The organism is Micromonospora sp. BQ32 (assembly GCF_059358895.1).
In genome coordinates this window covers 1-15617 of the sequence record NZ_JCADBI010000014.1, presented here as the reverse complement: position 1 = coordinate 15617, position 15617 = coordinate 1, and the positions used below count along the sequence as shown (strand labels likewise).

Here is a 15617-nt window from a genome sequence, read left to right as displayed (position 1 = left end):
ATCCGCACGTACGATGGGCTGCGTACCACCCCCCGGACACAGAGCGACTGGAGCTTCTCATGGGTGCCCTCAAGCCGTGGCACATCGCTGTTCTCGTGGTTGTGCTGATCCTGCTCTTCGGTGCGAAGCGGCTCCCCGACGCGGCCCGTTCGCTGGGTCGGTCGCTGCGGATCATCAAGGCCGAGACGAAGAGCCTGCAGGACGACGACCGCGACCTCGCCGAGAAGGCCGACGCGCAGGCCGGCTACCAGCCGCTGCCGCCGCACGCCGGGCAGCAGGCGCCGTACGCTGGCCAGCCGCAGCAGGCCCCGTACCAGCAGGCGCCGCCGCAGCAGCCGGTCGTCGACCCGGTGCACCGCGTCCGCGACAACTGACCGAAGGGCCCCACCACCGTGGCCTTCGCACTGCGTAGACGCAGCCCAAAGGCGTTCGAACGGGCCGCCGACGGGTCGATGACGCTCATCGAGCACGTTCGTGAGCTGCGCAATCGTCTCTTCCGCGCCTCGTTGGCGATCATGATCGGTTTCGGCGTCGGCATCTGGCTGGCCGAGCGGGTCCGGATCCTACTGTCGAAGCCGTACTGCGACCTGCCGCAGGCCAGGTTCGTCGACGGCAAGTGCGAGTTCGTGCAACTCGGCCCGGCCGACCTGTTCCTGCTGAACCTAAAGATCGGCCTGTGGGTGGGCCTGATCATCGCGGCGCCGATCTGGCTCTATCAACTCTGGGCGTTCATCGCGCCTGGTCTGCACCGGCACGAGCGGCGCTACGCCTACGCCTTCACCGCCTTGGCGGCGCCGCTCTTCGCGGCCGGCGCGGTGCTGGCGTTCTTCGTCACCGCCAAGGGCCTTGAGTTCCTGATGAACGTGTCCGGCGATGACATCTCGACCACCCTGGAAGTCACCCGGTACATCTCGTTCGTCACCAACCTGATCCTGCTGTTCGGGGTGGCGTTCGAGTTTCCGTTGATCGTGCTGATGCTCAACTTCGTGGGCATCGCCAGCGCGAAGCGGCTGCTCAGCTGGTGGCGGGTGGCGGTCTTCGTGTTCTTCGCGTTCGCCGCCGTGGTCACTCCCACCCCTGATCCGTTCGGGATGACCGCTCTGGCCCTCTGCCTGTCCGCGCTCTACTTCGCCGCGGTCGGCGTCGCGTTCCTCAACGATCGGCGGCGTGGGCGGGGCAAGGAGGTCTACGCCGGCATCGACGACGACGAGGTGTCGCCGTTGGAGTTCGACGCGGACCCGGTCGTGGCCGGGCAGCGGGTCGACTCGGCCGCGCCGATCGGCGTACCCGAACCGGTCGCCCCACCGGCGCCGATCGAACGCCGCTACGACGACATGACCTGACGGCCCCGCGCCGACCGGTCCACCGACGCCGTCCCCGTCTGCCGGGGACGGCGTCGTTGCGTCACCTCGCGCGTCGGCGGCGGAACTGATGGTGAGGACGCCTGCCCCTGGTGAACGGCGGGTGTCCGACCGGTACGGTGCTGCCCGTGACCGCAGACGATCACCTGCCCGGCCCGGTCGCCGTGCTCGCCAACCCGACCGCCGGTCGCGGACGGCACCGCGTCCTGCTGCCCCGGCTGCTGGACGCCTTGGCCACCGCCGGGCGGCCGGTCGTGCTGCTGCCGGCGTCCAGCCCCGCCGAGGCGGAGACGGCGTGCCGGGCCGCCGTCGCCGACGGCGCTGGCGCGTTGGTGGCGGTCGGTGGGGACGGCACCGTGCACCGGGCGTTGCAGGCGGTCGCCGGTACCGATGTGCCGTTCGGCCCGATCCCGGCCGGTACCGGCAACGACTTCGCCCTGGACACCGGCTTCCCGGCCGACCCCCTCGCGGCGGCGGCGGTGATCGCCGAGGCGGTGCGGGACGGCCGCAGCCAACCGGTCGACCTGGCCCGGATGGTCGGGGTCGACGGCGTCGAGCGCTGGTACGGGGCGGTCCTCGCGGCCGGGTTCGACGCGATCGTCAACGAGCGGGCCAACCGGATGCGCTGGCCACGCGGCCCGCGCCGGTACGACCTGGCGATCCTGGTCGAGCTGGCCCGGCTGCGCCCACGCCGCTACACGCTGCGCCTCGACGGGGTGTCGCACGACCTGGACGCGGTGCTGGTGGCGGTGGGCAACTGCCCCACGTACGGCGGTGGGATGCGGATCTGCCCCGACGCGGACCCGACCGACGGGCTGCTCGACGTGGTGGTGGCGGGTCGGGTCAACCGGCGGACCCTGATTCGGGTGAAGCCGCGCATCTACCAGGGCACCCACGTCAGCCACCCGTTGGTGCGCAGCTTCCGGGCCCGCACCGTGGAGTTGGCCGCCGAGGGCATCACCTCGTACGCCGACGGGGAACGCTCGCTGACGCTGCCGGTGTCGATCAGCGCGGTTCCGGGCGCTCTGCGGCTGCTGCGTTGACCCGTACCGCGCCGATGCTGGCAGCGATGACCAGCACGATGGCGGCGCACTCCAGCAGGGTCAGCGCCTGCCGCAGCACCAGCCACCCGGCGAGCGTGGCGACGGCCGGGCCGAGGCTCATCAGCACCGCGAAGGTGGCGGTGGGCATTCGCCGTAGCGCCAGCAGCTCCAGGGTGTAGGGCAGCCCGGAGGCGAGCACCGCGAGGGCGGCGCCGAGCGCCAGCACCGGCGGGTCGAGCAGCACCGCACCGCCGTCGATGATGCCCAGCGGCAGGGTGACCAGCGCGGCGAGGGTCAGCGCCAGAGCCAGCCCGTCCGCGCCCGGGAAGCGGTCGCCGACCCGGGCGCTCAGCACGATGTACGCGGCCCACATGGCGCCCGCGCCGAACGCGAAGGCCACCCCGACCGGGTTGAGCCGGTCGAAGCCGCCCTGCCCGAGCAGCGCCACCCCGGCCAGTGCCAGCCCCGCCCAGCCCCAGCTGGCCAGTCGGCGGGCGGAGAACACCGACAGCGCCAACGGGCCGAGTACCTCGAGCGTCACCGCCGGGCCCAGCGGGATGCGTTCGATGGCCTGGTAGAACAGCGAGTTCATGCCGGCCAGCGCCAACCCGAACGCGCCGGCCGCGAGCCAGGCCGACCGGTCGTGCCCGCGCAGTCGGGGTCGGCACACGACGAGCAGCAGCACCGCCGAGATGGTCAGCCGCAGGGTCACCGCGCCGGCCACCCCGGTACGCGGGAAGAGCAACGCGGCGACGGCGGAGCCGAACTGCACCGACAGGGCCCCGCCGAGCACCAGCCCCACGGCGGCGACCCCACCACGCCGGGCTGATGGTGTTGCGGCCGGCGGTGGCGTGGGCAGCAGGATCTCGGTCACGGGCACGACGGTAGGCGTTCAGCTCCGGCCACCCTGCGGCGGTGTCCACCGGCGTGACCTGCGGCGGGCCCGGCGCGGGTCGGGCCGGTGTCGCTCAGGCCGGCAGGGCGAGGTCGAGCACCGCGCCCAGCCCGTTCTCCCGGCCCGGCTCGGCTGCCGGAAGCACCAGCACCGAGCAGCCGGCGGCCACCGCGCCCGCGTCCGCCGGGGTGTCACCCACCATCAGGGTCTGCTCCGGGTCGACGCCCAGCATCCCGCAGGCCCGCCAGAAGATCGCCGGGTCGGGTTTGCAGCGCCCCACCTCGTACGAGAGCACGAACGCGCCGACCAGGTCGGTCAGCCCCCAGGCGTCGAAGTGTGGCCGCAGGTCGAAGCCGATGTTGCTGACCACCGCCACCGGCACCCCGGCGTCGCGCAGCGCGGTCAGCGTGGGTGCGGTGTCGGCGTACGGTAGCCAGCCCTCGGCGATCAGCAGCCGCTCGTAGAGCGCCTCGGCGAAGCCGTCGATGCCGGCGTCGACGGTCTCGGCCAGCCCGGTGTACGCGCCCCGGTGGGCGTGTTGGTAGAGGTCCCGGTCGGCCCACAGCTCGGCCAGTCGGGGTGGCACCCGCGTCGGCAGTGGGCCGCCGGCGCGGCCGGCGGTGAGCAGTCGGTCGGCCAGCGAGGTGGCGCGGACCCGGTCCAGGGTGACGCCGCACGCCGCCGCGGCCTTCAGCACCCACTGCTGGGGGTCCTCCACCTGGGCCAGGGTGCCGTGGAAGTCGAAGAGCACCGCCTTGACAGGGCGTCGGGACGCCCGGCGGGCGGCGGGCGCCTCGGCGGTGCCCGGCGGACTGGTCTGGGGCGGTTCGGCATGGTCCGGCACGCCGTGCACCCTACCGACCGTCCCCGACCGTGCCTCCGGACGGCCTTGTGGGGTGACGTGACTCGGCACGCACTAATCTTGGTGCCATGTCGAGTCCCGCCGAGCGGTACGCAGCGGCGCGCCGCAAGGCCGCACAAGCCGCACAGTTTCCGGCGCTGGACGAGTTCGCCCTTGAACTGGGGTTCGACCTCGACGACTTCCAGCGTGAGGCGTGTCAGTCGCTGGAACGGGGCAGCGGTGTGCTGGTCTGCGCCCCGACCGGCGCCGGCAAGACGGTGGTCGGGGAGTTCGCCGTCCACCTGGCGTTGCGCGGGCGGCCCGACGACCCGGTGCCCGCCGCCGACGCGACGACCCCGCCGGCCCGGCGCAAGTGCTTCTACACCACGCCGATCAAGGCGTTGTCCAACCAGAAGTACCACGACCTGGTCGCCCGGTACGGCGCCGAGCAGGTCGGCCTGCTGACCGGCGACAACGCGATCAACGGCGACGCGCCGGTGGTGGTGATGACCACCGAGGTGCTGCGCAACATGCTCTACGCGGGCTCCAGCACGCTCCAGGGCCTCGCGTACGTGGTGATGGACGAGGTGCACTACCTGGCCGACCGGTTCCGCGGTGGGGTGTGGGAAGAGGTGATCATTCACCTGCCCGCCTCGGTCACCCTGATCTCGTTGTCGGCGACCGTCTCCAACGCCGAGGAGTTCGCCGACTGGCTGGTCACCGTGCGCGGCGAGACCGCCGTGGTGGTCAGCGAGCACCGGCCGGTGCCGTTGTGGCAGCACATGCTGGTCGGCAAGCGGATGTTCGACCTGTTCCACGACGCCGACGCCGCCCGCAAGCACGACGTGCACCCGGAGTTGCTGCGCTACACCAGGGAGACCGCGCGGCGGCTGGAGTTGGGCGAGGGGCGCAGCGCGGGGCCCGGTGCCGGCCGGCGTGGCCCGCGCTGGCGTGGCCCGTCGCGCCCGGACATCGTCGACCGACTGGATCGGGAGGGTCTGCTACCGGCGATCCTGTTCATCTTCAGCCGGGCCGGTTGCGCCGCCGCGGTGCAGCAGTGTCTCGCCGCCGGGCTGCGGCTCACCTCGGCGGAGGAGCGGGCCGAGATCCGCCGGGTCGTCGAGTCCCGGGTCACCGCCATTCCCGGCGAGGACCTGTCCGTCCTGGGCTACTGGGAGTGGCTGGACGGCCTGGAGCGCGGCTTGGCCGCCCACCACGCCGGCATGCTGCCGGTGTTCAAGGAGATCGTCGAGGAGTTGTTCGTCCGTGGCCTGGTCAAGGCGGTCTTCGCCACCGAGACCCTGGCGTTGGGCATCAACATGCCGGCCCGCTGCGTGGTCCTGGAACGGCTGGTCAAGTACAACGGCGAGGCGCACGTCGACCTGACCCCGGGGGAGTACACGCAGCTCACCGGCCGCGCCGGCCGCCGGGGCATCGACGTGGAGGGGCACGCCGTCGTGGTGTGGTCCCCGGAGACCGATCCACGGCACGTGGCCGGGCTCGCGTCCACCCGCACCTATCCGCTGCGCTCCAGCTTCCGGCCGTCGTACAACATGGCCGTGAACCTGGTGGGCACGGTCGGCGCGGAGCCGGCCCGGGCGCTGCTGGAGTCCTCGTTCGCCCAGTTCCAGGCGGACCGGTCGGTGGTCGGCCTGGCCCGGCAGGTGCAGCGCAACACCGAGACCATCGAGGCGTACGGCGCGGAGGCCGCCTGCCACCACGGCGACTTCGACGAGTACTTCGCGCTGCGGGTGGCGATCGCCGACCGGGAGAAGGCGATCGCCCGGCAGGGGCAGAGCCAGCGCAAGGCCGCCGCGGTGGCCTCGCTGGAGCGGCTGCGCGTCGGTGACGTGATCCGGGTGCCGTCGGGCCGTCGGGCCGGGCTGGCCGTGGTGCTGGACCCGGCGACCGGCGGGTTCGGTGAGCCCCGGCCACTGGTGCTCACCCAGGACCGGTGGGCCGGGCGGGTCAGCCCCGGCGACTTCACCACCCCGGCCGAGGTGCTGGCCCGGATTCGGGTGCCCAAGCACTTCAACCACCGCTCCCCGGGTGCCCGGCGGGATCTCGCCGCCGAGGTCAGCGGCACCGGCCTGGACCGGCACGGCGGCCGGCGCGGGGGCCGTTCCCGGCAGGTGACCGGCGAGGACCACCGGATCACCCAGCTCCGCACCGAGCTGCGCAACCACCCCTGCCACGCCTGCCCGGAGCGGGAGGAGCACGCCCGCTGGGCGGAGCGGCGTCGTCGGCTGGAGCGCGACACCGAGGAGCTGCGCGAGCGGGTCAGTGGTCGTACCGGGTCCCTGGCTCGGACGTTCGACCGGATCGTGGCGTTGCTGACCGAACGTGGTTACCTCGGCCAAGACGGCGCGGTCACCGACGCCGGTCGGATGCTGGGCCGGATCTGGACCGAGGCGGACCTGTTGGTCGCCGAGTGCCTGCGCCGGGGGGTGTGGAACGGGTTGTCCCCGGCCGAGTTGGCCGCCGCGGTGTCCGTGGTGGTGTTCGAGGCGCGCCGTGATGTCGACGAGCGGGCGTCGCTGCCGCGCGGGCCGGTGGCCGACGCGGTGGACGAGACGCTGAAGCTGTGGGGGGAGATCGAGGCCGACGAGGCGGCGCGGGGGCTGACCGCGACCCGGGAGCCGGATCTCGGTTTCGCCTGGCCCGTCTACCGGTGGGCCCGGGGCGAGGCGCTGGCCAAGGTGCTCGGCAGCGGGCACGAGATCGATGGTGAGATGCCGGCCGGTGACTTCGTCCGGTGGGCCCGACAGGTCGTCGACCTGCTCGGTCAGATTGCCGACTCCGGTGGTGCCGCAGCGGAGCTGCGCTCTACCGCTCGGCAGGCTATAGCGGCCGTCAATCGGGGTGTTCTCGCGTACCACACGTCGGCCTGATCATTACGCTCAATCATTATCGGCGTCGAATCGACGCAGCGGACGGTCACCGCAACGGCACCCCTCGGATGGCCCGGGGGCACTGTTGCGCCTGATCACAGCACCCCTGATCATTGCCGAGGCGTCTTGTTGACGCGTCGGTAACGAATGGGGAGAAAGCCGCCGTGGCGGAGATCAATCACTTTGAGTACGGTTGGATCACGCCCGCGCTGAGTTACGCGCTGTCCGTGCTCGGTTCGATCCTCGGTCTGGTCTGCGCCGGGCGCATCCGTACGGCCCGGACGAGCGGTCAGCGGGCGTGGTGGGGTCTGCTGTCGGCCTGGGCCCTGGGCGGCACCGCCATCTGGGGCATGCACTTCATGGCCATGCTCGGCTTCGCCGTCGAGAACACCCGGATTCGCTACGACGTGCCGCTGACCGCGGCCAGCACGGCCATCGCCGTGGTGGCGGTCGGCATCGGCCTGGCCATCGTGGGCACCGGCCGGCTGAATCCGGTACGACTGATCGCCGGCGGCATCTTCACCGGCGCCGGGGTGGCTTCCATGCACTACACCGGAATGGCCGCCATGCGCCTCAACGGAAGCCTCGGCTACGACACCGTCCGGGTCGTGCTCTCGGTGATCATCGCCGTGGTGGCGTCCACGGTCGCGTTCTGGCTCGCGATGACCGTCCGGCGCGGGTTGGCGATCTTCGCCTCCGCGCTGGTCATGGGGATCGCCGTCAACGGGATGCACTTCACCGGCATGAGCGCCCTGTCGGTGCACCGCCACGAACGGACAGGCGAGGTGGCCGGCGTCGGAGTGAGCACTCTGCTGGTGCCGATCGTGCTGGCGGTGGCCTTCGGGGTGGTCGGTCTGCTCTACGCGCTGCTCGCCGCCCCGACCGACGACGACCGGGCCGCCGCCGAGTACCTGGACGGGCGGCGGCTCTCGGAACCGGCGGCCCCGACGCCCACCGCCGCTCCCGACCCGGTCGGGTTGCGCGCCCGCTCCACCCTCGGCCAGCCGGGTACTCCGTTCCCGTCCCGCCGGGACACGCCGCCGCGCTGACGCCGTGCGGCCGGCCCGCGCCATCCGTGCCCGGCGCGGCGGCGGCTCAGGCCGGCCGGCGGCCGGGGTCGATGCTGAGGGTGGCCAGCAGCCCGGGGTGGTCGGTCGCCCCGTGCATGGGTATCAGTGTGCGACAACAGAGCGTGATGTCGGTGGTCGCCGTGATGTGTTGCAGTCGGCCGTCGTCGATCCGCTGATGGCCCGGCGGTGTGCAGGACCGCACGTCGGGGTCGTGGCCGGCGCGCAGGTTGAGGTCGCCGCCCAGCACGGTGGGCTGGTGCCCGGCGTCGCGGCTGAGCGTCGGCAGGATGGTGTCGAGCAGGTGGTCGCACTGGGTGAGCGCGATGCGGTAGCCGGTGGCCGACAGGTGCGTGGTGCAGGCGAGCAGAGCGCCGTCGACGCAGAGCCAGGCGCGTTCCTCGGGGTCCGCGAGGTCCTGGGTCGGGTGGGTTCCGGCGTACACGGTGTGTGGGGTGCCCGACGTCCGCACGTGGGTCAGCAGCCCGATGCCGAACCGTTGGCCGTTGCGGCAGCGGGTGTCGTCGCCGCTCGGGCGGTCGCCGGCGGCCTGGAACGCGGCCACGACGGTCCGCCCAGGGTGGACGGTTTGGAACACGTCGTGCAGGACGGGTAGGTCGTCCGCGCAGATCTCGTTGAGGGTGACCAGGTCGGGTGCCTCGACGGTGATCACCTCTGCGGCCCTGGCGATCGCACGGCCGGTGTAGCAGCCGGCGCGGCCACTGTTGCAGAGGTTCAGCTGGAGCATCCGCAGGACCGTGGCTTGCGGGGCGTCCGTGGCGCCGGTGGGTACGGCCGGCGGGATGGCCGGCGGTGCGGCCGGAAGTGCGGCGGCGGCGAGTAGGCAGCCCACGGCCAGGGTTCGGCGCAGGAACCGGTACGAACGGGCGGCCACACGGACTCCGGGGTGCACGAGGCGACAGTCATCGCCGAGGTGCCAGTGATCCTACTGGCGGCCGGTCGGCGTTCGAGATCCAGAGCGGCGGGCCGAGGGGGCACCCGTGCAGCGGGCACCCCCTCGGGTCGCTCAGTGGGCGCGGACCGCGACGGCCGTGTACGGCGTGGTGGGGGTCGGCGGTGTGGTGAACCGGGCGTTGGGCAGGTAGAGCCGGCCCAACGCCTTGGCGACGGTGGTGGGCACGTCGAAGTTCGGGTCGGTGATGGTGCTGGTGAGCGCTCCGGCGGTGCCGGCGTGGTTCAGTCGGACCACCGCGACCTGGTTGAGGCGGTTCTGCACGACGTAGAGGGTGCGGCCGAGCAGGAGCAGTCCGTCGCCGTTGGCGAAGGTGTGGCCCGGCACGTCCACGACGGTGCTCGCACCGGTGGTCGGGTCGACCCGGTACAGCGTGCCGGTGTTGGACTGGACGACGATCAGCGCCCGGCCGTCCGGTGTGGTGGCGATGCCGTTGAGGTTCACGCCGGTGCCGACCTGCTCGTACGCGCCGGTCAGCGTGATCGTGGTGAAGGCGTCGGCGGGCGGCAGCGCCCCACCGCGACCGAGCGGCAGCCGGTAGAGCACCGGCCGGTTCGAGTCGGTGAAGTATGCCGCGTCGCGGGTCAGCACGACGTCGTTGACGAACGTCGGGGCGGTGGCGAACTGGTAGCGGGCCAGCACCTCGCCGGTGCGGGTGTCGAGCACGCGAGCGTCGCCGGCCGTGCCACCGGAGACGAAGAGCCGGCCACGTGGGTCGACCTTGAGGCCGAGCGACGGTGTGCCGGTGGCCGCGCCGATCGTCGTACCCCGGCCGGTGACCAGGTCGACGCGCTGGATGGCACCGGTAGCGCGGGAGCCGAAGTAGGCGTACCGGCCGGCGGTGGCGATGCCCTCGGGCTGGAACCCGTCGGGGAGGGCGAGGACGGCCGGCGGCCGCCCGGCGGGGTGCGCCTGCGCCGGCGCGACGGCGACGGTGGCCAGCATGGCGGCGGTCAACGCGCCGCCGAGCGTGGTGCGGAGGGGGCGGTTCACTGTGCTCCTTCCGGGCGGAAGCGGCACGAGCCGACACGTCCGCCACGTTCACTGGGGCCAGGACCCTGCCCACTGTACGACCGCTGGCGGGTGCCCGCTCGGCGTCACCGGCGCGGCCTTCGGGTGACCGCGCCGGTGAGCCCGTCGAGCGGGGGAAATCAGGCGTTGCGGACCAGCCTCCACCGGTTGTCCGCGCTGCCGTTGTCCGGATCCTGCACGGCCTGCGCTCCCCAGGCGGTCGACGCGTTCAGGATCCCGAGCAGCTTGTTGCTGTTGACGTTGCGGATCTTGTAGGTGCCGTCGCCGTTGTCCACGAGGATCCACCGGTGATCGGCGGTGCCGTTGTCGGCCCACTGCAGGACCCGGGCGTTGTCGGCGGTGGACATGTTCTCCACGCCCAGGACCTTGCCGCTGTGGACGTTGCGGAACCGGACCGCGTTGCCGTCGGTGATGACCACCCAGTTGTGGTCCGCGGTGCCGCTGTCGCCCCACTGCACGGCCAGACCACCGTCGGCGGTGGACATGTTCTGGACACCGAGCACCAGCCCGGTGCCGACGTTGACCAGGCGGTAGCTGCCGGTGGGGCCGCCGCTGCCGCTGGTGTTCCAGTAGACCGTGTAGTTGTAGCCGTGGGCGTCGTAGAAGGGGGCGAGGTTTACCGTGGACCCGTTGGCGCTGGCGGTGAACGCGAGCGAGCTGGTGCTGGTCCGGGTGATCGAGGAGACGGTGAGGGTGGGCAGGGTGCTCAGGGCCGTGTTGCCGTAGTTGCCGGCCAGCACCGTGGGGCCGTACGTGACCGCGCCGACGTTGGCGTTGTCGTTGGCGGCCTTGACGGCGACCTGCATGGGCAGCCGAACGGTGATGGTGTCGCCCGCGGCCCAGGTGCGCGTGACAGTGGCGTAGCTGCCCGGTGTGGTGGTGACGTTCTCCACCGTGCCGTTGACGGCGATCGTCGCGCCGCTGGTCCAGGACGGGATCCGCACCCGGATGCTCCACGACCCGCTCATCGAGCCGGACAGGGTCAGCGTGGTGGTGTCACTGACCGGGAAGCTGGTGGTCTGGGTGACCGTGATGCCGCGCTGCGTCCAGTTCAGCACCGACGGCGTGAACAGGTTCACGCTCAGTGTGGTGCCGTTGTAGAAGTAGATGGAGTCCATCAGCCTTGTGTTGATCTCCAGGCCGGTGCCCTGGCAGCACCAGAACGAGTTGTAGTCGGTGCTCCAGGTGCCGCCACCCCACGCCGGGCCCACACCGCGACGTCCGCCCGGCCGCAGCGGGGTGAAGTAGGTGATGTGGCCGTGGCTGTCGGCCGGGTTCTGCCCGCCGATCAGGTGGTTGATCAGCGCGCGCTCGTAGAAGTCGAAGTAGTCCGCCCGGTTCGGGTCGAGCAGCCACAGCTCCCGGGTCAGCTTGAGCATGTTGAACGTGTTGCACTGCTCGCAGGTGTCGTTGCTGAGGTAGCCGGCGATGGCGTTCGGCGGCCGGAAGTGCTCCGCCTGGCTGTTGCCGCCGATGACGTACGTGTGCGCGCCGACGGTGATTCGCCACGCGTTGCTGGCGATGTCCCGGTAACGGGTGGTCCCGGTGGCCTTGTACTCGCGGGCGGCGCCGATCCACTTGGGCACCTGCGTGTTGGCGTGCAGCCCGTTGAGCTGGTCCTGGCCGGAGGCCAGGGGGTTGAACACTGAGTTGTGGTCGAACCGCTGCGCGGTGGCGAGCCACCGGCTGTCGCCGGTCTGCTGGTAGATGTCGGCGAGCACGTCGTTCATGCCCCCGAACTCGGTGCCCAGCATCGACTGCATCTGGCTGGAGCTCAGCCGGCTGGTCCGGGTGTCGACCCAGCCGGCGAGGGCCAGCAGCACCGTACGGGCCTGGGTGTTGCCGATGTAGCGCCAGACGTCGAGCAGACCCGCGAGGGTCTTGTGGATGCAGTAGTAGGGCACGTTGCCGTTGGACAGCGTCCGTGCCTCGAGCGCGGTGAAGTCGGACTCCGGGAAGCCGGAGAGGTAACCCGCGCCGAACCCGGCGGCGGAGTTGTTGGCCTGGCACTTGGCCAACTCGGCCACCATGTAGTTGGCCTTGTCCCGGCAGGTCGTGTCGCCCAGTACCGCGTACGCGTACGCCCACGCGCTCAGGAAGTGGCCCTGCATGTGGGTCCGGAACGGGAAGTTCGGCGCGTCCCAGCCCCCGTTGGTGGCGGCGCCGTTGGTGGACAGCCGGTGGTTGGCGCGGAAGTTGTAGAGCATCCGGTCGACGTCGACGAACCGCAGGTAGTTGAGCGTCCGGGTCTGGTTGTCCATCCAACGGCCGGAGCTGAGTCGTACCTGACCCGGGTCGAATGCGTACGCCGAGACGCCGATGTCGGGCCGGGCCGGGGGCACGACGGCCGCGGACGCGCTCCCGGGGGAGAGGGCGACGCCGCTCGTGGAGACCACCACGGTGGCTCCGGCGGCCTGAAGCAGGTGGCGACGGCTGAGGGGCGGGGGTGGCATGGGGAACCTCCAGGTGGCCGGGTACGTAGGGGCCGCCATCGATGGCGGGGGATCGTCGGCGGCGCGGGGCCGACGACGGGTGCGGTGTGGGTGGTGGGACGGGGTCGCCGTGGACGCCGGGTGCCCACCCCTGCGCTTATCGCGGCCCATCGATGTGATCGCTAACATAGTTGGTCGTTAACACGCCCGCAACCCCCGGGGCGCCTCGCTGACTCATCCTGCGACGGCCGGACCCGAGGGTGCCGGACCCGGTGGTCGCTATGGCTCGAAGCGGACATTTGCCGGGCTCGTAAACACCGAAACATGACCGTGCGTGACGGGTGTCGACGACCGTCCTCCGTTGACGCCCGTCCGGCTGCTCAGTACGGTGCATCGTAAAACTTCGATGTCAACGTCGATACAACACTGCTGCGGTGTGGTTACGACGGTCATCCGCGCCTCGCAAAAATCCAGGTCAGATGGGGGAGGGGGTGTCCGGGAAGAGCTGTTAGCGCTAACACGTCCGCCAGTCATGCTGCCCTACGCGCGGACGGCAGAACCTGTCCGAGCGGCAGCCAGGACAACGGTGGCTCGCCGAGTCAACCATCGCGCACGGCGCACTCTCTGTGGGAGTAATCGTGAAGGTGAAAGATCGAACCTCAACCCGGGCCACCCGCCGGGCCAGGCGCGCCATCGCCTGGCTGGCGAGCATGGCCTGCGTCCTCGCACTGATCCCCGGCACGGCCAAGGCCGACAACCCCATTGTCCAGAACATCTACACCGCCGACCCGGCGCCGATGGTGCACAACGGCCGGGTGTACGTCTACACCGGACATGACGAGGACGGTTCCACTTACTTCACCATGCGTGAGTGGCGGGTGTACTCGTCGGCGGACATGGTGAACTGGACCGATCACGGCTCACCGATGAATCTGGCGACGTTCGCCTGGGCGGACGCCAACGCGTGGGCCGGGCAGGTGATCGCGCGTAACGGCAAGTTCTACTGGTACGTGCCGGTGCGCCAGCGCTCCAACGGGCAGATGGTCATCGGCGTCGGGGTGGCGGACAGCCCGACCGGGCCGTTCCGTGACGCGCTCGGCCGGCCCCTGGTCGGCAACAACGAGATCGACCCGCACGCGTTCATCGACGACGACGGGCAGGCGTATCTGTACTGGGGAAACCCGGGTCTGTGGTACGTGAAGCTGAACCCGGACATGATTTCGTTCTCCGGCAGCGCGACGCGCATCCCGCTCACGACGGCGGGGTTCGGTACCCGTACCGGTAATGCGAGTCGGCCAACCCTGTACGAGGAGGGGCCGTGGGTGTTCAAGCGCAACGGGTTGTACTACAACGTGTTCGCGGCGGAGTGTTGCTCGGAGTTTATCGCGTATTCCACGGCGACGGGGCCGACGGGACCGTGGACGTATCGGGGAACGATCATGCCGCGGCAGGGCGCCAGCTTCACCAATCACGCGGGTGTCATCGATTTCCAGGGTGGCTCGTATTTCTTCTACCACAACGGGGCGTTGCCCGGCGGTGGTGGTTACACCCGTTCGGTCGCGGTGGAGAAGTTCAGTTACACCAGCAATGGCCTGTTCCCGACGATCACGATGACGAGTACGGGCGCCCCGCAGGTGGGCACGCTGAACCCGTACGTGCGGCAGGAGGCCGAGACGATCGCGTGGGGCTCGGGGATCGAGACCGAGGTGTCCAGCGAGGGCGGGATGAACGTCGGTTGGATCGAGAACGGCGACTACATCAAGGTCAAGGGCGTCGCGTTCGGCGCGGGTGCGACCTCGTTCAGCGCCCGGGTCGCGTCGGCCACCAGCGGCGGCCGGATCGAGGTACGCCTCGACAGCGCCAGCGGCCCGACAGTGGGTACCTGCACCGTGGGTGGCACCGGCGGTTGGCAGACCTGGACCACCACCACCTGCGCGGTCAGTGGGGCGACCGGCACCCATGATCTCTATCTACGCTTCGCCGGCGGCAGCGGCAACCTGTTCAACATCAACTGGTGGCAGTTCAGCGGCACCGGCGGCGGCAGCGCCAACCTGCTCACCAACGGCGACGTGGAGAACGGCACGACAGGCTGGGGCGTGCACGGCAGCGGCACGCTCGCCAGGAACACCACCGTCGCGCACGGCGGCAGCGGGTCGCTCTCGATCACCGGCCGGACCGGCGCGTGGAACGGCCCCAGTCAGGACGTGACCACCAAGCTCACCAACGGCAAGAGCTACACCACCAACGTCTGGGTACGCGCGCAGAGTGGCACCCCGTCGGCGAAGGCGACGCTGTCGCTGACCGCGAACGGCACGACGAACTATTTCCAGCTGACCCCGGCGGTGGGGGTGAACGTCAACGGTTGGGCCCTGCTCACCGGCACGACGACCGTGTCGTGGAGCGGCACGCTCTCGGGTGCCGCCTTCTACGTGGAGACGGCGGAGGGTACCGACAGCCTCCTCGTCGACGACGTCTCGTTCCAGTGACGGGCGCTGCCGGAGCCGTGCTCGTACGGCTCCGGCAGCACGAGACCTGCCCCCGCAGCGCGACCGGAGCGACCCGTGCACGGCCCGGGTGGTTACGACTTGACGAACGGCATGTTATCGCTCACAGTCGATGGTTGAGGGCGGCCGCGCCTCTGGTTCACCGGGCGAACCTGCTGTGGCCCCTCGGAACGCGACGTCCGCCCAGGGCATGCCGGACGTCGCGTCAGGACTCCCCGCACTGCTGCCGCGACAGCGACCGGTGCTGACGTCTTCTTCGCACAAGCAGATTCGGGCGTTGCGCCTCCATCGCTGCACCACCGAAGAGAAGGAATCCGCATGAATCACAGAAGAGCCCTGCGAACGGCGGTGACCATCGCAGTCACCGGCGTTCTCGCCGCCGGGATGACGGTGGCGCTGACCTCAACGGCCAGCGCCGGCACGACCCTCCGGGCCTCGGCGGCCGAGAAGGGCCGCTACTTCGGCGCGGCCGTCGCGACGGGCAAGCTGTCCACCAGCGTGTACACGACGATTCTGAACCGTGAGTTCAACAGTGTCGTGGCCGAGAACGAGATGAAGTGGGACGCCACCGAGCCGCA

Annotated in this window: 12 protein-coding genes; 7 read left to right on the top strand and 5 right to left on the bottom strand. The window is 70.9% G+C overall.

Going from position 1 to position 15617, the window contains the following annotated elements; genetic code table 11:
* Positions 1–59: 59 nt before the first annotated feature.
* The 3 genes from tatA to AC5L30_RS23880 all read left to right on the top strand — a co-directional run bounded on the left by tatA (position 60) and on the right by AC5L30_RS23880 (position 2404).
* Entirely contained in the window at positions 60–374 is a 315-nt protein-coding gene (tatA, locus tag AC5L30_RS23890; protein ID WP_124855346.1) for a Sec-independent protein translocase subunit TatA, read from the top strand.
* A gap of 18 nt (positions 375–392) precedes the next feature.
* Positions 393–1343: a twin-arginine translocase subunit TatC gene (gene tatC / locus AC5L30_RS23885; protein WP_494869879.1), complete on the top strand. Its 951-nt coding sequence runs from the start codon at positions 393–395 to the stop codon at positions 1341–1343.
* Between the two features lie 137 nt (positions 1344–1480).
* Complete coding sequence (locus AC5L30_RS23880; protein ID WP_494870029.1) at positions 1481–2404, top strand: diacylglycerol kinase; 924 nt, start codon at positions 1481–1483, stop codon at positions 2402–2404.
* Here the strand turns inward: AC5L30_RS23880 and AC5L30_RS23875 are convergent.
* Together AC5L30_RS23875 and AC5L30_RS23870 are read right to left on the bottom strand one after the other, a co-directional pair.
* Entirely contained in the window at positions 2367–3278 is a 912-nt protein-coding gene (locus AC5L30_RS23875; RefSeq protein WP_494869878.1) for an EamA family transporter, read from the bottom strand. The two genes, AC5L30_RS23880 and AC5L30_RS23875, sit on opposite strands and share 38 nt — an antisense overlap.
* Before the next feature lie 94 nt (positions 3279–3372).
* A complete protein-coding gene (locus AC5L30_RS23870; RefSeq protein ID WP_494869877.1) occupies positions 3373–4143 on the bottom strand; it encodes an HAD family hydrolase in 771 nt (256 codons plus the stop codon).
* A gap of 86 nt (positions 4144–4229) precedes the next feature.
* Between AC5L30_RS23870 and AC5L30_RS23865 the strand changes: the two genes are divergently transcribed.
* The gene (locus AC5L30_RS23865) at positions 4230–7031 is read left to right on the top strand and encodes a DEAD/DEAH box helicase (RefSeq protein WP_494869876.1); all 2802 of its coding nucleotides are present in this window, start codon (positions 4230–4232) and stop codon (positions 7029–7031) included.
* 164 nt (positions 7032–7195) lie between these two features.
* Entirely contained in the window at positions 7196–8080 is an 885-nt protein-coding gene (locus tag AC5L30_RS23860) for an MHYT domain-containing protein (protein WP_494869875.1), read from the top strand.
* 46 nt (positions 8081–8126) lie between these two features.
* Here the strand turns inward: AC5L30_RS23860 and AC5L30_RS23855 are convergent, their stop codons facing one another.
* The 3 genes from AC5L30_RS23855 to AC5L30_RS23845 form a co-directional block, all read right to left on the bottom strand.
* Positions 8127–8993 (bottom strand): endonuclease/exonuclease/phosphatase family protein, encoded by an 867-nt coding sequence (locus tag AC5L30_RS23855; RefSeq protein ID WP_494869874.1) that lies wholly within the window; start codon positions 8991–8993, stop codon positions 8127–8129.
* 132 nt (positions 8994–9125) lie between these two features.
* A complete protein-coding gene (locus AC5L30_RS23850) occupies positions 9126–10064 on the bottom strand; it encodes an NHL repeat-containing protein (RefSeq protein ID WP_494869873.1) in 939 nt (312 codons plus the stop codon).
* A 158-nt stretch (positions 10065–10222) separates the two neighbouring features.
* Positions 10223–12556 (bottom strand): beta-L-arabinofuranosidase domain-containing protein, encoded by a 2334-nt coding sequence (locus AC5L30_RS23845; protein WP_494869872.1) that lies wholly within the window; start codon positions 12554–12556, stop codon positions 10223–10225.
* Positions 12557–13245: 689 nt separating this feature from the next.
* On the opposite strand from AC5L30_RS23845, the gene AC5L30_RS23840 reads away from it, so the two are divergent.
* Together AC5L30_RS23840 and AC5L30_RS23835 are read left to right on the top strand one after the other, a co-directional pair.
* On the top strand, positions 13246–15021 hold the full coding sequence (locus AC5L30_RS23840) for a family 43 glycosylhydrolase (protein ID WP_494870028.1): 1776 nt from the start codon (positions 13246–13248) through the stop codon (positions 15019–15021).
* Positions 15022–15357: 336 nt separating this feature from the next.
* Positions 15358–15617: endo-1,4-beta-xylanase (locus tag AC5L30_RS23835; RefSeq protein ID WP_494869871.1), on the top strand; the 260-nt coding region annotated here is incomplete at its 3' end.